General features: G+C 72.2%; 22 protein-coding genes and 1 tRNA gene. 19 read left to right on the top strand and 4 right to left on the bottom strand.

Going from position 1 to position 22,990, the window contains the following annotated elements; genetic code table 11:
- The first annotated feature begins 5 nt into the window (after positions 1-5).
- Complete coding sequence (locus tag C4U03_RS17925; protein WP_103938938.1) at positions 6-650, top strand: Rid family hydrolase; 645 nt, start codon at positions 6-8, stop codon at positions 648-650.
- Positions 651-714: 64 nt separating this feature from the next.
- Here the strand turns inward: C4U03_RS17925 and C4U03_RS17920 are convergent, their stop codons facing one another.
- The gene (locus C4U03_RS17920) at positions 715-1,320 is read right to left on the bottom strand and encodes a putative glycolipid-binding domain-containing protein (protein WP_103938937.1); all 606 of its coding nucleotides are present in this window, start codon (positions 1,318-1,320) and stop codon (positions 715-717) included.
- Between the two features lie 75 nt (positions 1,321-1,395).
- Here C4U03_RS17920 and dnaG point away from each other — a divergent pair, with 75 nt between their 5' ends.
- The 4 genes from dnaG to C4U03_RS17900 all read left to right on the top strand — a co-directional run bounded on the left by dnaG (position 1,396) and on the right by C4U03_RS17900 (position 5,375).
- Complete coding sequence (dnaG, locus tag C4U03_RS17915) at positions 1,396-3,267, top strand: DNA primase (RefSeq protein ID WP_103938936.1); 1,872 nt, start codon at positions 1,396-1,398, stop codon at positions 3,265-3,267.
- Positions 3,268-3,338: 71 nt separating this feature from the next.
- A complete protein-coding gene (rpoD, locus tag C4U03_RS17910) occupies positions 3,339-4,484 on the top strand; it encodes an RNA polymerase sigma factor RpoD (protein ID WP_200827301.1) in 1,146 nt (381 codons plus the stop codon).
- Positions 4,485-4,518: 34 nt separating this feature from the next.
- Positions 4,519-4,869 carry a hypothetical protein gene (locus C4U03_RS17905; protein ID WP_103938934.1) on the top strand — a complete coding sequence of 117 codons (351 nt, stop codon included), beginning with the start codon at positions 4,519-4,521 and terminating at the stop codon, positions 4,867-4,869.
- A 29-nt stretch (positions 4,870-4,898) separates the two neighbouring features.
- The gene (locus C4U03_RS17900) at positions 4,899-5,375 is read left to right on the top strand and encodes a YbjQ family protein (RefSeq protein WP_103939148.1); all 477 of its coding nucleotides are present in this window, start codon (positions 4,899-4,901) and stop codon (positions 5,373-5,375) included.
- A 138-nt stretch (positions 5,376-5,513) separates the two neighbouring features.
- Here the strand turns inward: C4U03_RS17900 and C4U03_RS17895 are convergent, their stop codons facing one another.
- Positions 5,514-6,773 (bottom strand): molecular chaperone DnaJ, encoded by a 1,260-nt coding sequence (locus C4U03_RS17895; protein WP_103938933.1) that lies wholly within the window; start codon positions 6,771-6,773, stop codon positions 5,514-5,516.
- Between the two features lie 199 nt (positions 6,774-6,972).
- On the opposite strand from C4U03_RS17895, the gene C4U03_RS17890 reads away from it, so the two are divergent.
- The 10 genes from C4U03_RS17890 (at position 6,973) to C4U03_RS17845 (ending at position 16,917) form a co-directional block, all read left to right on the top strand.
- Complete coding sequence (locus tag C4U03_RS17890) at positions 6,973-7,548, top strand: TerD family protein (RefSeq protein WP_103938932.1); 576 nt, start codon at positions 6,973-6,975, stop codon at positions 7,546-7,548.
- Positions 7,549-7,696: 148 nt separating this feature from the next.
- The gene (locus C4U03_RS17885) at positions 7,697-8,275 is read left to right on the top strand and encodes a TerD family protein (RefSeq protein ID WP_103938931.1); all 579 of its coding nucleotides are present in this window, start codon (positions 7,697-7,699) and stop codon (positions 8,273-8,275) included.
- Between the two features lie 41 nt (positions 8,276-8,316).
- A complete protein-coding gene (locus C4U03_RS17880) occupies positions 8,317-9,423 on the top strand; it encodes a DUF475 domain-containing protein (RefSeq protein WP_103938930.1) in 1,107 nt (368 codons plus the stop codon).
- Positions 9,424-9,449: 26 nt separating this feature from the next.
- Positions 9,450-10,025, top strand: a complete 576-nt coding sequence (locus C4U03_RS17875; protein WP_103939147.1) for a TerD family protein — start codon at positions 9,450-9,452, stop codon at positions 10,023-10,025.
- 190 nt (positions 10,026-10,215) lie between these two features.
- Positions 10,216-11,373: an HpcH/HpaI aldolase/citrate lyase family protein gene (locus C4U03_RS17870; RefSeq protein ID WP_103938929.1), complete on the top strand. Its 1,158-nt coding sequence runs from the start codon at positions 10,216-10,218 to the stop codon at positions 11,371-11,373.
- Positions 11,370-12,977, top strand: coding sequence for a phosphoribosyltransferase family protein (locus C4U03_RS17865; protein ID WP_103938928.1), 1,608 nt, complete (start codon positions 11,370-11,372; stop codon positions 12,975-12,977). Before C4U03_RS17870 ends, C4U03_RS17865 begins: the two co-directional genes overlap by 4 nt.
- Positions 12,974-14,128, top strand: a complete 1,155-nt coding sequence (locus C4U03_RS17860) for a cysteine protease StiP family protein (RefSeq protein WP_103938927.1) — start codon at positions 12,974-12,976, stop codon at positions 14,126-14,128. The genes C4U03_RS17865 and C4U03_RS17860 overlap by 4 nt, the downstream gene beginning before the upstream one ends.
- Positions 14,125-14,979 carry an HAD family hydrolase gene (locus C4U03_RS17855; RefSeq protein ID WP_103938926.1) on the top strand — a complete coding sequence of 285 codons (855 nt, stop codon included), beginning with the start codon at positions 14,125-14,127 and terminating at the stop codon, positions 14,977-14,979. The genes C4U03_RS17860 and C4U03_RS17855 overlap by 4 nt, the downstream gene beginning before the upstream one ends.
- 91 nt (positions 14,980-15,070) lie before the next feature.
- On the top strand, positions 15,071-16,399 hold the full coding sequence (locus C4U03_RS17850) for an MGH1-like glycoside hydrolase domain-containing protein (RefSeq protein WP_103938925.1): 1,329 nt from the start codon (positions 15,071-15,073) through the stop codon (positions 16,397-16,399).
- A gap of 17 nt (positions 16,400-16,416) precedes the next feature.
- On the top strand, positions 16,417-16,917 hold the full coding sequence (locus C4U03_RS17845; RefSeq protein ID WP_103938924.1) for a hypothetical protein: 501 nt from the start codon (positions 16,417-16,419) through the stop codon (positions 16,915-16,917).
- Positions 16,918-16,952: 35 nt separating this feature from the next.
- Here C4U03_RS17845 and C4U03_RS17840 read toward each other — a convergent pair whose 3' ends face one another.
- The gene (locus tag C4U03_RS17840; protein ID WP_103938923.1) at positions 16,953-17,345 is read right to left on the bottom strand and encodes a YtxH domain-containing protein; all 393 of its coding nucleotides are present in this window, start codon (positions 17,343-17,345) and stop codon (positions 16,953-16,955) included.
- Between the two features lie 148 nt (positions 17,346-17,493).
- On the opposite strand from C4U03_RS17840, the gene C4U03_RS17835 reads away from it, so the two are divergent.
- Positions 17,494-17,566, top strand: a tRNA-Asn gene (locus C4U03_RS17835).
- 382 nt (positions 17,567-17,948) lie between these two features.
- Here the strand turns inward: C4U03_RS17835 and C4U03_RS17830 are convergent.
- Entirely contained in the window at positions 17,949-18,542 is a 594-nt protein-coding gene (locus C4U03_RS17830) for a hypothetical protein (protein WP_146087429.1), read from the bottom strand.
- A gap of 291 nt (positions 18,543-18,833) precedes the next feature.
- On the opposite strand from C4U03_RS17830, the gene C4U03_RS17825 reads away from it, so the two are divergent.
- The 3 genes from C4U03_RS17825 to C4U03_RS17815 all read left to right on the top strand — a co-directional run bounded on the left by C4U03_RS17825 (position 18,834) and on the right by C4U03_RS17815 (position 22,959).
- Positions 18,834-19,433: a hypothetical protein gene (locus C4U03_RS17825; protein ID WP_146087428.1), complete on the top strand. Its 600-nt coding sequence runs from the start codon at positions 18,834-18,836 to the stop codon at positions 19,431-19,433.
- 239 nt (positions 19,434-19,672) lie between these two features.
- A complete protein-coding gene (locus C4U03_RS17820) occupies positions 19,673-20,413 on the top strand; it encodes a VOC family protein (RefSeq protein WP_160147027.1) in 741 nt (246 codons plus the stop codon).
- A 311-nt stretch (positions 20,414-20,724) separates the two neighbouring features.
- Positions 20,725-22,959, top strand: coding sequence for an AfsR/SARP family transcriptional regulator (locus C4U03_RS17815; protein ID WP_160147026.1), 2,235 nt, complete (start codon positions 20,725-20,727; stop codon positions 22,957-22,959).
- Positions 22,960-22,990 lie beyond the last annotated feature (31 nt).

The following is a 22,990-nucleotide window of genomic DNA, read 5'->3' as shown; positions in this document are numbered from 1 at the left end:
CAACGATGCGTCGAAAGATCGTTACCGGGGCCGTTGCCCTGACCATGCTGGTCGGCTTCGGCGGGGCCGCCTCCGCCGCCCCCGAGCGCAAGCCCAAGCCGCCCAAGCCCACCGAGGTCAAGGTCGCGCTGCCGGAGGGGCAGAGCAACCCGTCCATCGCCAACGGCGTCGGCGTCGGCTCCCTGGTCACCACCTACACCTCCAGTGGCCTGGGCCCGGCGGGCACCAACACCTCCGCGCCCGCCGGGACGCCCGAACGCTACGTCGACTTCCCCGGCGGCGCCCTGCCACCGGGCGTCACCCTCACCGAGGCCCAGTCCATCAACGCGCTCAGGCAGATCAGCGCCAACCTCCAGGCCGCCGGGCTCACCCCCCGCGACGTGATCTCGATGCGCGCCTACCTGAGCAACCCGCCGGGCTCCGACACCGCCGACTTCGCCGGTTGGAACCGCGCCTACCGCCAGTTCTACGCCAACACCGACCTGGTCACCGGCAAGGTCGTCAACGTGCCGCTGGGCACGGCGGCGCCCGCCCCGCCCCTGTACGTCAACCCGGCCCGGCCGGCCCGGGTGACGCTGGAGATCGAGAACCTGCCGGTCCAGGGCTGGCTGGTCGAGGTGGAGGTGGTCGCCGCCTACCGCCACCGCTGAGCAGGGCGCCCCGCCGGTGGACGAGAGCCCCCCGGCGGGGCGGCCCGCGTGCGCTGAACGCCCCTCAGGGGCCGGTCCGCCGCCCGATGCCCGGGTAGTCCACCACCAGGCCGTCCCGGTCGAAGACGATGTCCTCGGTGAAACCGGGGACGGCGAAGTTGACGATCGCGTGCTCGCCGTCCCGGCGGACGAACGTGTAGGTCTGCCGGGACGGCGTCACCGTCAGGTCCGGCACCGAGACCCACGCCGTCAGGAACTCCACCGGCCCGCCGCCCTCCAGCAGCCCCGACCGCAGCACCGGCATCGTGTTGGTCAGCGGCGACAGGCCCAGGTCGCAGTCCAGGGCGCCCCGCACGGCGGCGGCGTCCCCGCCGGGCGGCGGCAGCGCCACATGCCCTTCGGCCTTGGCCCGCACCGTCCACACCTCGTCCGGGCCGTTGACCAGCTCGATCGAACGCCGCCACGGCCCGCTGTCCGGATCGACGCCCTCCACCCGGACCTGCAGCGTCGACGTCACGTACCCGTCGACCGTCGCCAGCTCGTACTCCAGCCGGTACGGCACCGGGTCGCCTCCGAGAGCCCAGCCCGAGGCGGTCAGCGAGCCGCCCTCGAACGCCACCTCCGCCAGTTCAGCCCCCTGGGGCTTCACCCACACGATGGATCTCGTCATGGTGGTCAATATGCCCACCGTGACCCGTGTTACGGGACGGCCCGGGATGTCGGACGCCGGGACTAGACTCGCGGCGTGGCAGGCCGGATTCGCAACGAGGACATCGCGCTCGTCCGTGAGCGGTCGCCGATCGCCGACGTCGTGGGGGAGTATCTGCAGCTCCGCAACGCGGGCGGCGGCGACCTGAAGGGCCTGTGCCCCTTCCACGACGAGAAGTCCCCGTCGTTCAACGTGACCCCCTCCCGGGGGCTGTACTGGTGCTTCGGCTGCGGTGAGGGCGGCGACGTCATCACCTTCGTGCAGAAGATGGAGCACCTGACGTTCGCGGAGGCGATCGAGCGGCTGGCGGCCAAGGCGGGCGTTGAGCTGCGCTACGAGGAGGGCGGCTACAGCCCGCGCCAGGACGGGCAACGCGCCCGGCTGGTGGAGGCGCACAAGGCCGCCGCCCAGTTCTACGCCGAACGGCTGGCCTCCGACGACGCGTCGATCGGCCGGCGGTTCCTGGCCGAGCGGGGGTTCGACCTCGCGCACGCCGAGCATTTCGGGGTGGGGTACGCGCCCCGCGAGTGGGAGGCCCTGGTCAGGCACCTGCGGGGACGCGGGTTCAGCGACCGGGAGCTGATCAATGGCGGGCTGGCCCGGGAGGGGCGGCGCGGGCCGGTGGACCGGTTCCGGGGACGGCTGATGTGGCCGATCCGCGACATGACCGGCGACGTGATCGGGTTCGGCGCGCGCAAGCTGTACGACAACGACGACGGGCCCAAGTACCTCAACACCCCCGAGACGCCGCTGTTCAAGAAGAGCACCGTGCTGTACGGGGCGGACCTGGCCAAGAAGGAGATGGCGCGGCGCCGCCAGGCGGTGATCGTGGAGGGCTACACCGACGTGATGGCCTGCCACCTGGCCGGGGTGCCGACCGCGGTGGCCACCTGCGGCACCTCCTTCGGTGAGGACCACACCAAGCTGCTGCGCCGGCTGCTGATGGACCAGCCGGACGCGCGGGCCGAGATCATCTTCACCTTCGACGGCGACGCGGCCGGGCAGCGGGCGGCGCTGCGCGCCTACGCGCAGGACCAGCGGTTCGGCTCGCAGACCTTCGTGGCGGTGCAGCCGGACGGGCTGGACCCGTGCGACCTGCGGCTCAAGCACGGGGACGCGGCGGTGCGCGATCTGGTCGCCTCCCGCACCCAGCTGTTCGAGTTCGTGATCAGGGCCACCATCGAGCGCTACGACCTGGGCAGCAACGAGGGCCGGCTGGCCGCCCTGGACGCCGCCGCCCCGGTGGTGGCGGGCATCAAGGACGCCGGGCTGCGCAAGATGTACGCCGCCAGCCTGGACCGTTGGCTGGGCATCATGGACGAGGAGTTCGTGCTGCGCCGCGTCCGCGAGCAGAGCGGCGGGCCGCGGCAGGCGGGCGGCCGGGAGCGGGCGGGCGCCGCCGAGCGGCCGGCGCCCCAGGGGCCGCGGCAGGACCCGGCCGACCCGGACGTGCAGCGCGAGTGGGAGCTGCTGAAGTTCGCGGTGCAGCGGCCCGCGACCCTCGGCCCGGCCTTCGACGAGCTGCCCGAGTCGGCGTTCACGGCCCCGCCGCACGCCGCCGTGCGCGCGCTGATCGCCCAGGCCGGCGGGACGGCCGCGGCCGACGGGACGGACTGGGCGGTGCGGCTGCGCGAGGAGGCGCCCAGCGAGCAGGTGGCGGCGCTGGTCACCCGGCTCGCGGTGGAGCCGCTGCGGCTCTCCGGGGAAACGGACAACCGATATGCCGCCGAGCTACTCGCCCGAATCTGGGAGCGCCAGCTCACCAGTGAGATCGCCGCGCTGAAGGCTAAACTCGAACGGCTGAATCCGGTCGAGCGGCCCGAGGACTACAACCGGTTGTTCGGCGATCTGGTGGCCCTTGAGCAGCAGCGACGTGTGATGCGTGAGCGTGCCATCGGGTCGCCATAGCACACTTCGCGTGAAAATGGGTGCTGTGATCTAGCACTCGTTTGCCGCACACTGTCACTGTGGGCCCTTCGGTGCTGCCAAGCGAAGCGCCATCGGTTGACCAGGTGGCGGACCTCGTCGCGCGTGGAAGAGAACGCGGCGGTGTGACCGTCGACGACGTCACCGCCGCGATCGATCGTTCCGATTTGCCGGCGGACTCGCTCGACCGGGTCGTCTGGATGCTCGCCGAGCAGGGGGTGGAGGTTCTCGAGTCTCCGGGGGAGAGCGAGGATCTCGCGCGAGCTGACGAGGGCGATCTCGGCAAGCGGGCGCCGACGAGCGATCTGGTCCGGATCTACCTGCGGGAGATCGGGCGCGTACCGCTGCTGACGGCAGAAGATGAAGTCGAACTCGCCAAATCGATCGAGGCGGGACTGTTCGCCGAGGAGAAACTGGCCCGGGCGGCCATCATCTCCCCGGTGGAACGGCTCGACCTCGAACTGCTCGCGCGGGAGGGAGCTCGTGCGAAGCAACGCCTCATCGAGGCCAACCTGCGCCTGGTGGTCTCGATCGCCAAACGCTACGTGGGCCGGGGAATGCTGTTCCTCGACCTCATCCAGGAGGGCAATCTCGGACTGATCCGCGCCGTCGAGAAATTCGACTACACCAAAGGTTTCAAGTTCTCCACCTACGCCACCTGGTGGATCCGCCAGGCCATCACCAGGGCGATCGCCGACCAGGCCCGGACCATCCGGATCCCGGTGCACATGGTGGAGACCATCAACAAGCTGGTGCGGGTGCAGCGGCAACTGCACCAGGACCTGGGCCGCGAGCCCGTCCCCCAGGAGATCGGCAAGGAGATGGGGCTGTCGGCCGAGCGGGTCATGGAGATCCAGCGGATCGCGCAGGAGCCGGTGTCCCTGCAGTCGCCGATTGGGGAGGAGGACTCCGACCTCGGCGACTTCATCGAGGACGCCGACGCGGTGGTCCCCATCGAGGCCGCGGCGTTCATCCTGCTCCAGGACCAGCTCGAGGACATCCTGTGCACGCTGTCGGAGCGGGAGCAGCGCATCATCCAGCTGCGCTTCGGCCTGACCGACGGCCATCCCCGCACCCTGGAGGAGGTCGGGCGCGAGTTCGGGGTGACCCGCGAGCGCATCCGCCAGATCGAGTCCAAGACGCTGGCCAAGCTCCGCCACCCCTCCCGCGCCCAGATGCTGCGCGAGTACCTCGACTGACGTCCGGGAGGGAGCCGTCCCTAGGATCGTTCTTATGACGGCTCCCTCTTTGGACGGCAGGCGGTTTCGCGCGGTCGCCGACGTGACCGGCGGTGAGGTCGGCACCGGCACGACCTTCGAGTACCACGAGCGGGACGGTGAGATCTGGGCCGCCTACAGCGGCGGCGCGATCCGGCGCGGCCACCTGGTGGGCACCCGCGACGGCGACCGCCTCGACTTCCGTTACAGCCAGCTCAACGTCGAGGGGCAGACCGCGAACGGCCACTGCGTGTCGGTGGTGCGGGTGCTGGACGACGGGCGGCTCAGGCTGGAGGAGACCTGGCAGTGGGAGTCCCAGCCGGGATCGGGCACCAGCGTGGTCGAAGAGGTCGTTGACGGGACATGAACGTCCACCGGTCGTCTACGGTGGAGAGCATGCTGATCGTCACGACTGATGGCCTGCCGGGGTTCGAGATCCGCAGGGTGCTCGGCCCGGTGCTCGGGGTGGCCGTGCACAACGATCAGGGCATGGTCCCGGGCCCGTCGCCCAGCAGCGGCACCTTCCGCAGGTCGACCGGCGAGCAGCCGGGGCTCGGCCTGGCCCCCACCCGCCGGGAGGCGGTGCAGCGGCTGGCCGAGGAGGCCCAGCGGATGGGCGCCAACGCCGTTGTGGGCATGTGCTTCGACAACGCCCTCGTCGGCGGCGGCCGGGGCGGCCACGAGGTGTGCGCCTACGGCACCGCCGTGGTGGCCGAGCCCGCCCACGGCCAGGCGCAAGGTCAGCACCAGTACGCCAAGACCGGCCCCCAGGGCCAGCCGGCCCCGCCGCCGTACGTGGAGCCGCAGCCCGGCCGCCCGCCCATGGTCGGCCGCAACCTGACGATCGGCCTGCACGGCGACAACCCGAGGTGACCGGCCGGGCCGCCCCCTGGCGGCGTCCAGGTCGGTTCCGGCGCGGGCGAGCAGCGGCCCGGTCATCGGCCGGCGGCCGTTCGCCCGGCGGTGGGTCCGCAGAGACGTCGTGCCGTTCGCCCGGCGGTGGGACCGGGGTCAGCGACGGCCGGCGCGTTCGGCCCGGACCCGTTCGACGACGTCGCGGGCGGCGGTCTTGATCGACTCCAGCTCCCGTAGGTAGGCCCAGTAGTCGGGGTGGGCGCCGCGCAGCCGCTGTGGCGCGGCCTCCAGCCGTTCCACCAGCCCGTCCAAGGTCCGGGCGTGCTGCGGGGAGATCGCCGAGCCGGCGGTGACCACCAGCTTCTGGGCGTCGCGGACCACGAACCTGGCGGCCTCGGCGGGTCCGGCCGGATCGGCCGCGGCGGCGTCCAGCTCGGCCAGCCGGCCGGTGACCTGCCCGGCCCGCCGATCGGCGGCGCTCAGCTCGGTGCGCGCGGCGGTCACCGCCTGCTGCGCCTGCCGCCACCGGCCGTGCCCGACGTGCGCCTCGGCCTCGGCGATCCGCTCCTGGGCCCGGGCCACCCCCTCCTCGATCGCCGCCGGCGCGTTTCGCAGGTCCTGCCAGCAGGCCTGCGAGTAGCCGCGCAGCAGCCGGCTCATCGCCTCCCGCACCGGCCCGGCCCGTCCGGCCACCACCTGGGCCCGGGTACGCACCGAGGCCAGCGAGTGGCGCACCTTCTCGGCCGCCTTCGGCAGTTCCTCGGCCTGCTCGCGGGCGGCCTCGGCCAGCCGCCGCACCTCCTCGGCCGCATCCAGCGCCCCGGACAGGCCCAGCCCGCCGAGCCCCTGCGCCGACAGCCGGGCCAGCGTGTCGCGCGCCCGGGTCAGCCCGGCCGCCGGCTCTTCGGCGTCCAGCCCGGCCGCCCGGGCCCGGGAGACCGCCTCCTCGGCCGCCGCCACCGCGTCCCGGGCGGCCGTCAGCCGGGGCGGCAGCTGGTCCAGCGCCGCCTCCAGGCCGGCCAGCCGGGTGCCCAGCCGGGCGGCGAAGCCGTTGAGGTCCGCGGTGGCCTTGGTGAGCCCCTCGGTCACCGCCGTCAGGGCCCGGCGCGCGGCGTCGTACTCGGCCGCGGACCGTTCCTCGTCGTTGAGGTCGTGGGAGTCCAGGACGGCGATATAGCTCGCGGAGGCGGCGTCGGCCCGCTCGTCGAGAGCGGCGAACTCGCGCTGGGCGGAGACCGCGGCGGCCGGGTCCAGGTCGGCGAAGACGGTGACCCGCCCCCCGACGTACCGCTGCGCCTGGTCCATCTCGTAGAAGGCGCTCGCAGCGCTCTCCCGCGCCGCGAGCGCGGCCGTCCTGGCCGCCTGGGCGGCCGTGTCACGGCGGCCGCGCCGACGCTGCTCGCCCGCTCCCCGCACTGCGCCTCCGCCGCTCGTTCCGCGTCCGGTACGTCCCCCAGTCTCGCCCACATCGGGCGATGTGTTCACCGGCAGGGGGCGGTTCGGTTCTGTTATTCGGGGGCGGACGGACGGTAAGGGAACGGATAGCATCGCCACGACGTCTTATGGATGTCGGACCTCGGCCGACGGCGATTCGAAGATCAATCCAGGAGGTACTGTGGGTGTCAGTCTGAGCAAGGGCGGCAATGTCTCGCTCACCAAGCAGGCCCCGGGTCTGACCGCGGTCACCGTGGGCCTGGGCTGGGACGTGCGCACCACCACCGGTACCGACTTCGACCTGGACGCCTCGGCGATCGTCGTGGACGCCTCCGGCAAGGTGCTCTCCGACCAGCACTTCGTGTTCTTCAACAACCTGAAGACCCCCGACGGCTCGGTGGAGCACACCGGTGACAACCTCACCGGCGCCGGCGAGGGCGACGACGAGCAGGTCAAGGTGAACCTCGCCGGCATGGCCGCCGAGGCGCAGCGGGTGGTCTTCGCCGTGTCGATCTACGACGCCGACAGCCGCGGGCAGAACTTCGGCCAGGTCCGCAACGCCTTCATCCGGGTGCTGAACCAGGGCGACGGCAGCGAGCTGGCCCGCTACGACCTGTCCGAGGACGCCTCCACCGAGACCGCGATGGTCTTCGGCGAGCTGTACCGCAACGGCGCCGAGTGGAAGTTCCGGGCGGTCGGCCAGGGGTACGCCTCGGGGCTGGCTGGCATCGCGACGGACTTCGGCGTCAACCTCTGACCGGGTCGCCCGGCCCCGGGGATCCGGACCAGGCGATCGCGTTCCGCCGCACATCCGGCTGCGGCCGCCCGCCCCGCGCACCAGGGGCCGGCATCGGGGGACACGCAAGGGATCACAGGCACCACAACGGAGTAGGAGCAGCCCGACCATGGGAGTTTCCCTCGCCAAGGGCGGTAACGTCTCACTGTCCAAGGCCGCGCCCAACCTGACCGCGGTGGCGGTCGGCCTGGGCTGGGACGTCCGCGCGACCACCGGCGCGGACTTCGACCTGGACGCCTCCGCGCTGTTGCTCAACAGCGCCGGCAAGGTCATCTCCGACCAGCACTTCGTGTTCTTCAACAACCTGCGCAGCCCGGACGGTTCGGTGGAGCACACCGGTGACAACCTGACCGGTGAGGGCGAGGGGGACGACGAGGTCATCAACGTCACCCTCACCCAGGTTCCGGCCGAGTGTGAGCGCATCGTCTTTCCGGTGTCGATCTACGACGCCGATAACCGCGGACAGAGCTTCGGCCAGGTCCGCAACGCCTTCATCCGCATCGTCAACCGGGCCGACAACTCCGAGCTGGCCCGTTTCGACCTGACCGAGGACGCTTCGACCGAGACCGCGATGGTCTTCGGCGAGCTGTACCGCTACCAGTCAGAGTGGAAGTTCCGGGCGGTCGGCCAGGGGTACGCCTCGGGCCTGGCCGGCATCGCCATGGACTTCGGCGTCAACGTGGGCTGACACGCTGACGTTTCCCCGCCACGTCTAGCAGAAACACATTCATGATTCTTCGCACCTTCGGGTGGTCGTTCGCCGTCACCGCCCTGGGCCTGGTCGCCGCGCTGCTGTACGGCGGCCCGGCCGGACTGGCATTGGTGGCCGTCCTCGCCGTCCTGGAGATCTCGCTGTCGTTCGACAACGCCGTGGTCAACGCCAAGGTGTTGGACCGGATGAGCCCGTTCTGGCAGAAGATCTTCCTGACCATCGGTATCGCCATCGCGGTGTTCGGCATGCGGCTGGTCTTCCCGCTGCTGATCGTCGGGATCACCGCCAAGTTGAACCCGATCGAGGCCATCGACCTGGCGTTCAACGACCACGAGGCGTACGCCGACCGGATGCACGAGGCGTATCCGATGATCGCGGCCTTCGGCGGCATGTTCCTGCTGATGCTGTTCCTGGACTTCGTGTTCGAGGAACGCGCCGACAAGTGGCTGCCGTGGCTGGAACGGCCGCTGGCCCGGATCGGCAAGCTCGACCAGCTGTCGGTGGTCGTCGCCGGCGGTTCGCTGGCCTTCGTGGCCGGCAACTTCGCCGACGACCCCGGCCAGGTGATGATCGCCGGTGTGCTCGGCATGGTGACCTACATCCTGGTCAACGGGCTGGGCGAGCTGTTCGCCGACGGGGGCGATCTCGGCGAGGAGGGTGAGGGCAAGGGGGGCACCGGTCCCAACGGGCTGGTGCTGGCCACCGGCAAGGCCGGGTTCTTCCTGTTCCTCTACCTGGAGGTGCTGGACGCCTCGTTCTCCTTCGACGGGGTCATCGGGGCGTTCGCGATCAGCACCGACCCGGTCGTCATCATGCTGGGCCTGGGCATCGGCGCCATGTACATCCGGTCGCTGACGGTGTTCCTGGTCCGCAAGGGCACCCTGCACGAGTACGTCTACCTCGAGCACGGGGCGCACTGGGCCATCGGCGCGCTGGCGGCCTGCATGCTGATCAGCATCGGCTCCCACGTGCCCGAGTGGATCACCGGCGGGCTCGGCGCGGGTCTGATCATCGCGGCGTTCCTGTCCTCGGTGCTGCGCAACCGGCGAGAGGGCGACGGTGAGCCCGGCGACGAGGCCGGCGAGGGCAAGGAGTTGCATCCCACGGGTGTGTCAGGGAGTTAGTCACTGACGAAGGGATGAACCCGACCATGTCCATCTCGCTGCACAAGGGGCAGAAGGTCTCACTGGCCAAGCCGGACGGGGGCACGCTCGGCAAGGTCAGGATGGGGCTGGGCTGGGACGCGGTCGTCCGGAGGGGACTGTTCGGCAGGAGGAGGCAGTCGATCGACCTCGACGCCTCCTGCCTGCTGTTCGATCCCTCCGGCAACCTCGTCGACGCGGTCTGGTTCCGTCAGCTGCGCAGCAAGGACGGGTCCGTTCAGCACACCGGCGACAACCTCACCGGTGCGGGGCAGGGCGACGACGAGTCGATCGACGTGGACCTGGTCGCCCTGCCCGCCGGCATCGCCCAACTGGTGTTCACCGTCAACTCCTTCACCGGCCAGGACTTCTCCCAGATCGCGGGCGCGTTCTGCCGGCTGGTCGACGAGGCCACCGGGCAGGAGCTGGCGCGTTACGACCTGTCGGGGTCCGGGCCGCACACCGCGCAGATCATGGCGAAGCTGACCCGGGACGGGCGGGACTGGTCGATGACCGCGATCGGCGCCACCGCCACCGGCCGTACCTTCCAGCATCTGCTGCCGGCGGTGTCGGCACATCTGTGATCGTGCATGCCGAGGGCCGGTGGACTCACGGTTCACCGGCCCTCGGCATGTTCGCCGTCCTGCCGAGGTGACGGCCGGCACATATCCAAAACGTGCTATTCGGTACAGCCCCCCGTATATCGTTCCGAAGGGTGGTTCGGGCCGGGGCCGTCGGGACGTGCCCGTTAGACCATGGAAAGGGATCGCTTCCATGCGACACTTCGACCACGTCTCCGCCGCCCGGCGCAAGCACCTGTTCTTCCGGCACCCGAGGTCGTTCGGCCGCGACGCCGATCCGGCCCTGCTGGCGGTGGCGCTCGGCGCCACGCTCTACAGCCCGGCCACCCGCCCCACCCTGGCCGGCGACATCGCCAAGGCCGCCCGCCGCGGGGTGATGAGCATGGTGGTGTGCCTGGAGGACGCCATCCCCGACGACGAGGTGCCCGCCGCCGAGGCCAACCTGGTGGGGCAACTGCGCACCGTGCACGCCGCCGGGACCGCCGCCCCGCTGCTGTTCATCCGGGTCCGCCTCCCCGAGCAGATCGACGACCTGACCCGGCGGCTCGGCGACGCGGTCGACCTGGTCAGCGGGTTCGTGCTGCCGAAGTTCACCGCCGCCACCGGTGGAGCGTTCCTGGAGGCGCTGGAGCAGACCGCGCCGCTGGCCGCGCGCCGGCTGCTGGCCATGCCGGTGATCGAGAGCCGGGAGGCGATCTACCGGGAGACCCGTACCGAGATGCTGCACGACGTGGCGCGGCTGCTGGCCAAGCACGCCGAACTGGTGCTGGCGGTGCGGCTGGGCGCCACCGACCTGTGCGCCGCCTACGGCCTGCGCCGGCCGCCCGATCTGACGATCTACGACATCCATCCGGTGGCCAGCGTGATCGCCGATGTGGTCAACGTGCTGGGCCGGGCCGACGGCAGCGGCTTCGTGGTCACCGGCCCGGTGTGGGAGTACTTCTCCGCTGGGGAACGGCTGTTCAAGCCCCAGCTACGACAGGCGCCGTTCGAGCGGCGCGACGCGACCACGCTCCGGGAGAACATCATCAGTGCCGAGCTGGACGGGCTGATCCGCGAGGTGCACCTCGACAAGGCCAACGGGCTGATCGGCAAGACTGTGATCCATCCGTCCCATGTCGCCGCCGTGCACGCGTTGTCGGTGGTGACCCACGAGGAGTACTGCGACGCCGCCGACATCCTCGGCGTCACCGGCGGCGGCGCGATGGCCAGCGCCTACGCCAACAAGATGAACGAGGCCAAGCCGCACCGGGCGTGGGCCGAGCGGCTGATGCTGCGCGCCCAGGTGTTCGGGGTGGCGGCCGAGGACGTCACGTTCGTGGAACTGCTCGAAGCGGCGGGCGGCCGGTGAGCGGCTGGAACGGGACCTGGGTCGCCGAGCGCCTGGGGGTACGGCTGGCCGACGGTGACCGCCCGTTCGGCGTCGGGCTGGCCGATCTGGTCGGCCTGGCGGTGCGCCGCAACCCGCGCCGCGCCCATCTGCTGGTCTCCGCGGTGCTGGGCAAGCATGTGCCGACCGACCCCCGCCTGGTGCACGGTGCGGGCCTGCTGCTGGGCCGCCTGATCACCGACCTGCCCGCCGGAACGGCCGCCGCCGCGGGCCATGCCCTGCGCGCCGCGCTGGCCGACCAGGCGGCGGGCGGCGTCCCGATCAAGGAGACGACCCCCAGCGCAGGGGACGACCTGCGGCTCTGGCCGGCGGAGGGGGAGGAGGGGAACGCACGGTCGTCCTCGCATCTCGGTACCGCCGGGTTCGGCGGCCGGGCGTCGGACTCCCGGACGAGCCTGCCGCCGGGTCTGCACAGCGCCACCGGCTCGCCCGGCGCCGCCGATATGCCGGGCGGCGCGGCACCCGGGCGGGCGGCGGCGCGGTTGCGGGACGTTCTGCTGGCCGGCCAGGGCGCGCCGATGGGCGCCCTGGTGATCGGGTACGCCGAGACCGCGACGGCCCTGGGGCACTCGGTGGCCGACGCGCTGGGCGGCGCCGGCTACCTGCACTCGACCCGCCGTCCCGTGGCCGGGATACCGCCCTACGGGGGGTTCGAGGAGGAGCACAGCCACGCCACCAGCCACCTGCTGCTGCCCGCCGACCGGGCACTGATGGAGGCGGACGGGCCGGTGGTGCTGGTCGACGACGAGCTGTCCACCGGCAACACGGTGCTCAACACGATCCGTGCGCTGCACGCCCTGCGCCCGCGCGACCGCTACGTTCTGGCCGCCCTGGTGGACGTGCGGGGGCCACGGGACCGGGCGCGGATGGCGGCCTTCGCCGACGAGCTGGGTACGCGCATCGACGCGGTGGCGCTGGTGTCCGGCCGGGTGGAGCTGCCGCCGGACGTGCTGGAGGCGGGTCAGGCGCTGGTCGCTGCCACCGCCGCCGCGCCTCCCACGGCGGCGCTCCCCGGCCGTGACCACCCCGTCGTCCGCGTCGACCCGGGCTGGCCGGGCGACCTGCCCGAGGGCGGGCGGCACGGCTTCATGCCCGAGCACCGCGAGCGGCTGGACAAGGAGCTGCCCGCGATGGCCACCACGCTCGCCGAGGCACTGCCCGGCCGGGCCCGGCGGGTGCTGGTGCTCGGCTTCGAGGAGCTGATGTACGCGCCGCTGCGGCTGGCCGAGGCGCTGGCCGACCTGCTGCCCGCCGTGGACGTGCGGTACTCGACCACGACGCGTTCCCCGGTGCTGGCCGTGGACGAGCCCGGATACGCCATCCGGACCCGGCTGGCGTTCCCTGCCCACGACGATCCGGCCGACGGCCCGGGGGAGCGCTACGCCTACAACGTGGCCGCGGGCGCCGACCCGTCCCGCGCGTTCGACGCGATCGTGCTGGTGGTCGACAAGGCCGGTGACACGCCGGGCATGCGGGCCGGGCTGCTGGCCCGGCTGCGCGAGATCGCCCCGGTCGTGGTGGCCGCGGTGCCCGTCCACACGCCCGTCCGGAAGGGGACCCGTTGAGCGTCCAGACCCTGCCCCGGCCGCTGTACGGGCCGGACTTCGGCAGCTACCCGGCCGAGGACGTCGCCTGGCTGCTGAAGGACCTGTCCCACGCCCGGCTGGAGGCGCCCGCCGAGGAGCGGGAGGCGGCGATCCAGGCGGGCCGCGCCCACTACGCCGAGTCGCTGCCCGTGGAGTACCAGCCCGGCCCGCGGTACCTGCGGCTGTTCCACGAGGCGCTGGACGCCTCGGCGTCCCGGCTGGCCCACGCCGTCGGGCTGATCACTGAGATGATCCTCGCCGAGCGGGGCCGCGGGGCGGTGCTGGTGTCGCTGGCCCGCGCCGGCACCCCGGTCGGCGTGCTGATCCGGCGCTGGGCGCGCATCGCGCACGGGCTGGACCTGCCGCACTACACGATGAGCATCGTGCGCGGCCGGGGCATCGACCGGGTGGCGCTGCGCTACCTGGCCCGTCACCACGACCCGGCCTCGGTCATGTTCGTGGACGGCTGGACCGGCAAGGGTGCCATCACCCGGGAGCTGACCGCCGCCCTGTCCGCCCATGCCCGCGCCACCGGGATCACGTTCTCCGACGAGCTGGCGGTGCTGGCCGACCCCGGGCGCTGCGCCCAGATCTTCGGCACCCGCGACGACTTCCTCATCCCGTCCGCCTGCCTGAACTCCACCGTCTCCGGCCTGGTCAGCCGTACCGTGCTCAACGACACGCTGATCGGGCCGGACGACTTCCACGGCGCCAAGTTCTACGCCGAACTGGCCGCCGCGGACGTGTCGGCGCTCTTCCTGGACGCTGTCTGCGCCCGGTTCGGCGAGGTCGCCGAGCGGGTCGCCCGCGACTGGCCGGCCCTGCGCGAGGCCGACCGCACGCCGGACTGGTCGGGCTGGGCCGCCGTCCGGCGGATCGGCGAGCGGTACGGCATCGACGACCTCAACCTGGTCAAGCCGGGAGTGGGGGAGACGACCCGGGTACTGCTGCGCCGCGTCCCCTGGAAGATCCTGGCCCGTTCCGACGCGCTGGCGAGCGGCGACCTGGCGCACATCAGGCTGCTGGCGGAGGAACGAGGCGTCCCCGTGGTGGAGGTGGAGCCGGACGCGTTCCCCTACGCCTGCGCGGGCCTGATCCACCCCCGCTTCGGCCAGGGCGGCGCCCAGTGAAGACCGTCGTGTGCACCGACCTGGACCGCACCCTCATCTACTCCGCCGCCGCCCTCCACCTGGCGGGGCCGGACGAGACCCTGCCCAGGCTGCTGTGCGTGGAGCACTACCAGGCCAAGCCGCTGTCCTACGTGACGGAGACGGCGGCCGGGCTGCTGGAGCGGCTCGCCGAGGCCACCACGCTCGTTCCGACGACCACGCGCACGCCCGAGCAGTACCGCCGCGTCCGGCTCCTCGGCAAGCCCCCGTCGTACGCCATCTGCGCCAACGGAGGCCACATCCTGGTGGACGGGGTGGACGACGCCGACTGGGCTGCACAGGTGCGCGCCCGCGCCACCGGGGCCGAGCTCGCCGAGGTCCACGAGCACCTGACCCGGATCGGCGGCGCGTTCGTGCTGAAGCTGCGGATCGCCTCCGGCCTGTTCAGCTACGCGGTGGTGGACCGGCCGACGCTCCCGGCGGGCTGGGTGGAGGACCTGTCCGGCTGGTGCGCCGAACGGGGCTGGCGGACCTCGCTGCAGGGCCGCAAGATCTACTGCCTGCCGGCCGGGCTGACCAAGGCCGCCGCCGCGGCGGAGGTGGCCCGCCGCACCGGTGCCGACCGGATGCTGGCCGCCGGGGACTCGCTGCTGGACATCGAGCTGCTGGAGGCGGCCGACATCGCGCTGCGCCCCGCGCACGGCGAGCTCGCCGAGACCGGCTGGAACGCGCCCAACACCGCCGTCACCGTCACCCGGGGCGTCGCTGCGGGGGAGGAGATCGCCGGCCGTCTGCTGGACCGGGTGCTCGACCCGACCAAGATCCCGGCCACCGGCCCCTGGCGCCGCCTTCCGCAGCCCGACCTCCTGTGACACGGGCGCGGCGCGATCCCGTACCGGAACCGATCGGTACCGATCGGCGCTGACTCTAGGCAGGAGGCTACCGGAGGGTCACCCTGGGAGCATGAGCCCTCGTCTGACCGGTGACGAGACCGCGCTGTGGCGGGCCGCGGCCCAGGTCCTGGACGACAACTGGACCGGGTGCGGGACCGTTCCCTCACCGGGCCTGTACCCGCACCAGTGGAGCTGGGACTCGGCGTTCATCAGCATGGGCCTGGCCCGGCACCGCCGCGACCGCGCCGAACGCGAACTGCTGTCGGTGTTCCGGGGCCAGTGGTCCGACGGGCTGCTCCCGCACATCGTCTTCAACTCCCACGTCGCCCGGCACGCCTACTTCCCCGGGCCCGACCTGTGGCGCAGCCGCACGATCCCGGGCGCGCCCCGTGACTTGGACACCTCCGGTCTGACCCAGCCGCCGCTGCACGCCCTGGCGGCCCTGCGGCTGCACGAGTTCTCGGCCGATGCCGAACGCAGCCGCGACTTCCTGGCCAGGATCTATCCGCCGCTGGCCGCCCAGCACGGCTACCTGGCCCGCCACCGCGACCTGGGCGGCGCGGGATTGGCGGCCATCTGCCATCCCTGGGAGTCCGGCCTGGACAACAGCCCGGTCTGGGATCGGCCGCTGGCCGCCCTGGACCTGCCGCCGTTGGCGTACGCGCCCGACCGCACCCGGCGCAACCTGCCCATCGGCCTTGTCGGCGAGGAGCACGACCGCTACGTGCGGCTGGTCGTCCTGCTGCGCGAGGCGCGCTACCACCCCGGTCACCTGCGCGACGACCACCCCTTCGCGGCCGAGGACCCCCTGTTCAACGCCGTCTACCTGGCCTCGGCCCACGCGCTCGCCGAGATCGCCGAGATCACCGGGCACGATCCGCTGCCGCACCGGGAACGGGCGCAGCGCATCCACCGCGCCCTGCTGGACCGCCTCTGGGACCGGGAGAGCGGCTGCTTCCGGGCACTGGACCTGCGCACCGGCCGCCTCATCCCGGTCGTCACCGCAGGTGCCTTCGGGCCCCTGCTCGACCCCGACCTGCCCGGTCCCGCCCTGCGCGCCCTGGTGGAACTGCTGCTGTCGGCCAGGTTCGCGGGCGCGGCCGGATACCCGGTGCCTACCTGCGACATCCAGTCGGCCTGCTTCGACCGCGGCGACTACTGGCGCGGCCCGACCTGGATCAACACCAACTGGCTGCTGTGGCTGGGCGCGACCGGGCACGGCCTGACCGTGGTCGCCGACCTGCTGTACGGTTCCACCCTGCGGCTAGTCCGCCAGTCGGGGTTCCGCGAGTACTTCGACCCGTTCGACGGCACCGGCCGCGGCAGCCACGACTACAGCTGGTCGGCCTCGCTCGTCCTCGATCTGCTCGGCGCCCGCCACGCCCACCGGGCCGCCTAATGGGTACGGTGGGGCGCATGCTGCCGTCGTTCACCCGCAACCGGCTCCCCGCATCCGTGCGGGAGGCCCTGGATCTGGTCCGCGGCGAGCGCCCCCTGGCCTTCGCCCCCACCCGCGGCGGCTCCTATGTCGTCGCCACCGGGGTGGCGCTGCACCTGCCCACCGGCGACGGCGGGTTCGTCCGCCTGCCGTGGGAACGCATCGACCGCGCCACCTGGGACAAGGGCCGCCTGTCCGTCCACGAGACCTCCGGCGGCCCCGCCCACCACGTCGGGCTCCCCGACCCCGGCTCGGTCCCGGAGACCATCCGCGAACGGGTCACCTCCACCATCGTGGTCAACCACCCGGCGGCCCTGCCCGGCGGCGGCAAGGTCCGCATCACCGGCCGCCGCTCGCCCGCCACCGGTGAGCTGCGCTGGTCGTTCGTCTTCGAAGCCGGGCTCGACCCGGACGACCCGGGGCTGCGCGCCCAGGCCGAGCAGCTCCTGGAGAACCTGCGCCGCCAGACAGGGCTCTAGGGCTCTAGGTCCGCCCCGGGGGCCTCGCTCCCGCCTCAGTGCATCCTGGACGAGCTTGAGGGAGCCCCGGTTCCCGAGGGGGTTCCGGTCTCGGTGGGGGTCCCGGTCCCGGTCGCTTCCGCGGACGTCTTGGCGAACCCGCCGCCGGTCTCCGTCCGCGTCTGTGGCCCGCCGTGCTCGGCGCGCTCACCGTGCTCGGCGTGCCGCTTGCCGCCCATCTTGTGCCTGGCGTCGCCGGCCTTCTGCTTGGCGGTGCCGGCCAGCTCCCCAGACTTGGCCCGCAGCACCCCGGCGGTCTCCTGCACCCGCGGGTTCTCGGCCAGCTTCCGCGACTGCTGGACGATCTGCTCGTAACGCTCCCGGCCGGCCTTGGTCCCCAGCACGTAGCCGACCGCGGCACCTGCGATGAACGGAATCCTCATCTTCATGACATCCTCCGTGCTCTCGGGTCCCACCCCCATACCCAGCGAACACGGGGCCAGTCGCACCCCCTGGTATAGGTGCGCGAGCACCTGTCCGGATGCGCTAATCTGGTTCCGCCGCGGTGCGAGGAACCCCTCACACCACACCGCACGATCCCGCGTAGCTCAATCGGCAGAGCAGCCGGCTGTTAACCGGCAGGTTATTGGTTCGAGTCCAATCGCGGGAGCTACCCGTCCCCCAGGGGACACCAGGTCAGGCCCCACTCCGAGCCCGGAGCAGGGGCCTGTGGGCGTTCTGGGGGAGCCTCGTCCCGTCCCGGACCAGGGCCGTCTACGGCTTCGGCTCGCTGGGTGACGGATCTGCCTGCGGTGGACGGTCTGGGCGGTGCCGGGAACCGTCCCCCGGTGGAGGACGAGATCGTGATCCCTCCAGGGGGCACCGGCTCTGCGCCTGGACTCGACCCGTTCGAGCTCGTGCCGGATCAGGGCGGCCCAGACCGTTCGCAGCGACCAGCGGGTTTCGATCGCCGGATCGTCGGCTCGCTGCGGCTGGTGGCGGACGGTCACGCCGAGGGACGGGGTGTTCCGGCGGGGGCGGCTCGGCCGGCGCTAGAACGGTAGGTAGCGGCGACCATCCAGGGCGAGGTAGAGCGGGGCCGCGATGCCCTTGACGCTGATCGATGGATTGATCAGGAGCATCCGGTAGACGAGTTTCTGCAGGTCCGTACCGGCTCCGGTGACACGGTTCTGCCGGATCCAGTCCTTCGGCTTCGAGACGCACCGCACAGTGGGCCGCAACTTGACCATGCCACCGTCCCCGTGGATCCGCACCGAGCCGAAACTCAGCCGCGCCCAGGTGAGGCGGTGGATTGCGGTGACCTGGTGAACGTCGAGCTCGGCCCTGTACCGCCGGTCGATGCCGTACCGATGGCCTTGGACGGTCAGGCGGCCGGCGGCCGTCCGCGTGACGCTCCGAGTCGCGAAACGGGATATGTAAAGAACTACCAGGACAAAAGCCGCAGGATTGACCAGGAACTGCGGCGCACCGAGTTCACGTGCCAGAGCGTACGGCCCGCCCACCACGGCCGCCACGGACAAAAGGGTGAGGACGGCCAACCCTACGGGCTGGTCCGTGCGGTAGTGGACCACCGCGCCGGTGGCCTCCTCCTGCGATGGAGCGGAGCCCGGCAGCCGCATCGGCATCGCCTCCACCTGGCTCGGTGATATGTGGAGCACATCGAGCATGGCATTCGTCAGTGCCCCGGACAACGGTGGCCAGGCTGAATTCCTTGGTTCGCCGGGTTCTCATCCTCAGGGGAACGGGCCGTGGTGGTACGCGACTCCAAGGATTCTGCGGGGCCGTGGTTGAGGGAGGTCCGTCGTCCCGGAAAGTCCCTCCGGGAGAGGTGGGACCGGTGCCTCATGTGCGGGGGACGGTGGGGCTCGCAGCATGGCGGTATGTGGAAGCCGATCAGTGTGCTGGCCGGGACGGCCATGGTGGTGACGATGTCGGGGTGTTCGGTTCTCTCCGAGGCGGACGAAGGAACGCCGGGGGACACGAAGGCCTCGACGGCAGCGGGGTCGCAGGGGCCTCGCACGTTCGTGCTCGGGCAGACGGTGGCGGGGCTGTCCCGGGACCCGGAGAGTGACGGGGAAGGGCGGCTGGTGGTCTCGGCGAATCGGCGGGTGTTCGAGGATCTGCCCGAGTACCAGACCAGTGGGGCGGCGGGGGCGATCTACGGGACGGCGCCGCCACCGCCGAGGACCGTTGCCTTGGGCGATGACCAGGTCGTCGTCGCGGGGGCCAATGGGAAGTTCGCCGATCCCAAGGCGGCGATCGCCGTGTTTCAGAAGTCGGCGCGGGGGACGCTGACCGATCCCGCCGACGCGCCGGTCACCGAGGTCGATCCGGGGCCGCTCGGCGGGTCGGCGTCTTGTATCGAGTTGCCGACCCTGAGCGAGGACCAGAAGTTCACCGCCTGCTACTGGGCGGACGCCACCACGGCGGGCATGGCTGGTATGAAGGGCAAGTCCCCGCAGGAGGTCGCCGGGTTCATGCGCAGGGCGCGCCAGGAGGTTACGCAGCCGGCGTGACGGGAGGCGTCATCGGTGGGCGGACCATGGCCGACTGCTCCCACCGTGCCGGTGGCTTCGCAGCCGCGATACTCCCTTGCGGATCCTCGGTGGGTCTGTAGCCTCGCCGGGAGCGTTCGGCGGAAGGAACCCGCCCCGGCTCCGGCCGCAGGACGCGATCCGTCCGTGTAGACGGATCGCGAGGAGCGGCGGGCGTTCTCGCCGTGCGTTGCGGCGTGGTGCCGAGCAGAGGAGGCGGTGTGTTCCGGTGGGTGTGGGCGTTCGTCGACCGGCCGTTGGCGCGGCTGGAGGAGAGTGCGGACTTCTGGACGACGGTGACGGGGTCGTCGCTGTCGCCGCGGCGCGGGAACGCGATGGAGTTCGCGACGCTGCTGCCGGTGGCGGGGGACGCGCACTTGAAGCTTCAGGGCGTGCATGACGGGGGCGGCGCGCATCTCGACTTCGAGGTCGAGGACATTCCTGAGGCCGAGAAGACGGCGTGCGGGCTGGGGGCGGAGGTCGTCCGCCGAGAGCCGGGCCTGTCGGTGCTGCGGTCGCCCGCAGGGCAGCTCTTCTGCCTGGTGCCCTGGGAAGGCGCCGACAGCCGGTCTCCGGCGGTGACGGGACCGGACGGGGCGAGCAGCCTGCTGGATCAGGTGTGCGTCGACATCGGCCCGGCCGACTATGAGAACGAGGTGGCGTTCTGGGCGGACCTGACCGGCTGGGAGCTGCGGTCCACCGGCTCGTCCGAGTTCAGGCGACTTGTGCCGGATGCGTCCCTGCCGGTCCGGATCCTGTTGCAACGGCTGGGTGAGGACCGGCCCGCCTCATCTCATCTCGACTTCGCCTGCTCGGACGTCGCGGCGGTCCGTACCTGGCACGAGAAGCACGGGGCTCAGGTCATCGATGTGCGGACGGCCTGGACCGTCATGCGCGATCCGGTCGGCGGCATCTACTGCCTGACCGCACGGGATCCCCGGACGGGACGACGCCCCGAGTGACACGACGCCCCGGGTGACACGACGTCGGAGCGACGCGGTGGCGTCCCGAGCGGGCGGCGTCCCGAGGACGACGAGGGGAACGACGAGGTCCGGCATCCCCCGTTCTCCTGAACCGGCCATCGGTCACGGCGTTCGTCGGAACGGTGCAAACGGTGCGGCAGGCGGGAGACCTTGTGTGATTACCGTCCGCGCACGGATATTCGCACACCAAAACCCCTAAAAAAATGTCCAGAAACGGCCGTTTGGGGGGGTTGTTCCGCTTCTGGAACGTGCCTAATGTCGTTTTTGACTGGAGCGACGAAGGGCAGTCGATGGCCGACCGCGTCGACGAGCCGGTCGCCGGAGACCCCGGCGCCGGTGGGCTGGACCGGTACTTGAAGGGCTTGGCCGAGGAACTGGCCGCGGCGCGGCAGGCCGGCGATCCGGCCAGCCGGGCGCGGCATCTGGCCAGGTTGCAGCGGATGTCGGGCTGGGCGCTACGCCAGGCCGTCACCGAGTATCACGGCCAGGGCGGGACGGGCCGGCAGGACACTGCCCGGTTCGTGGACGTCCAGTTCGGCACCCTCTACCGGCGGCACCAGGCCGGCGGTCGTATCACCGGCGGCGACGACGCCCCACCCCGGGAGAACGGCCCGCCGCACCGGGAGATCCGCGACGACCGCACGGTCGTTCCCGAGGAGGACGACCGGAGGCGGACCGGCGTGGAGTTTCTCATCCTGGGGGAAATGGTCGTCCGTTCCCGGGAGCGGATGGTGCCGCTGCCGGGGCCGAGCGTGCGCGCCCTGCTGGGAGCGTTGCTGCTCGCCTCGGGGGACATCGCCGGTGAGGATCGGCTCCTCGAACTGGCCTGGGGCGCCGAGAAGGGCAGCCGCCGGGCGTTGCAGTGCGCCGTGCACCGGCTGCGCGCCTGGCTCCGCGAGGTCGCGGGACCGCGGTACCGCCTGGAGCATGCCGGGTCCGGATACCGGCTCACGGTGCCGGACGGGGCCGTCGACATCACCCGCTTCCGGGATCGGATGGCGGCCGGTGCCATGACCGGCGATCCGGAGCGCCGGATGGCCCTGCTGTCGGCCGCGCTCAAGGAATGGCGGGGCCCGGTGCTGGGCGGGCGCCCCGAATGGCTGGCCGCCGACCCCGCCGTGCGGGCGGTGGAACAGGCACGCGTCGACTGCGCCGGGGAACTCGCCGACCTGGCGTTCCGGCTGGGACGCCCGGCCGAGGCCATCGCGCTCGTGGGGGAGGTGGCCGCGGCCGCGCCCTACGACGAGCCGTTGCAGGCGCGGCTGGTGCGGCTGTTGTCGGCCTGCGGGCGCCATGCCGAGGCGCTGCGTCATGTCGAGCGGGTCCGGCAGCGGCTGGCCGACGACCTGGGGGTCGCGCCGTCCCGTGAGGTCCGCAACGCCCACACGGCGGCACTGCGGGGTGACGACCGGCCCGCCGCGTCCCCCAGGCAACTGCCGTCGGACGTTCCCGACTTCACCGGACGGCGGCGGGAGATCGCCGCGATCAGCGAGCCGATGCTGTCGGGCCGCGACCGCGGCGGCCCTCTCGTCTTCGCGATCGACGGGCCGGCCGGTGTCGGCAAGACCGCGCTCGCCGTCCACGTGGCGCATCGCGCGGCCGCCCTGTTCGCCGACGGCCAGCTCTATGCGGAGCTGCGCGGATCCGGCTCCCGTCCGGTCGATCCGGCGGACATCCTCGGGCGGTTCCTGCGCGCCCTGGGGGTGGACGACGCGGTGATCCCGTGTTCGCTGGACGACCGCGCGGCCCTCTACCGTTCCCGGACGGCGGGCCGCAGACTTCTGGTGCTCCTGGACAACGCCGTGGACGAGGCGCAAGTGCGGCCGCTGGTGCCGGCCGCGTCCGGTTGCGCCGTGCTGGTCACCGGCAGGATCTCACTGGCCGGGCTGACCGGAGCCCGCCCGGTGCGGCTCGACGTGCCCGGAACGGACGACGCCGTCCGGCTGCTCGGGCGCGTGTGCGGCCGGGACGGCGCGACCGGCGACCCCGCGGTACGGGAGATCGCGGACCTGTGCGGCCGCCTGCCGCTGGCCGTGCGCATCGCCGGGGCGCGGCTGGCCACCCGCCCCGAGCTGAGCCCCGGCCAGTTGGCCGCGCGCCTGCGGGACCCGGACCGCAGGCTCGACGAGCTCGCCGCCGGCGACCTGGCCATCCGGCCGAGCCTGGAGGCGGGCTACCGGGATCTGCCCCCCGCCCAGCGGCGGGTGTTCCGGCTGCTCGGACTGCTGCCCCCGGCCGGCTTCACTCCCCGGGCGGCCGCCGCCCTGCTGGGCGTCTCCCCCGACGGGGCCAGGACACGGCTGGAGTCACTGGTGGACGCCCGGCTGCTGGACCCCCTCGGCGAGGACGAGACCGGACAGCCCCGGTACCGCATGCCGGACCTGCTGCGGCTGTACGCTCGTGAACGCGCCCGCGCCGAGGAGCCGGGCTTCACCTTGGACGCCGCGCTGCGCCGCTCCCTCGGCGAAGACCAGGCAGGGCACCTCCTCCCACCGGACCGGCTCGTCGGCCTGGAGAACGGCTGAGTCCGCAGCCGCTCATACCGGTCTGAACAAC

Origin of the sequence: Thermomonospora echinospora, assembly GCF_900108175.1 — a bacterium.
Taxonomy (GTDB): Bacteria; Actinomycetota; Actinomycetes; order Streptosporangiales; family Streptosporangiaceae; genus Thermomonospora; species Thermomonospora echinospora.
Note: the sequence above shows the minus strand (reverse complement) of the source record. Positions and strands in the feature narration are given on the sequence as shown.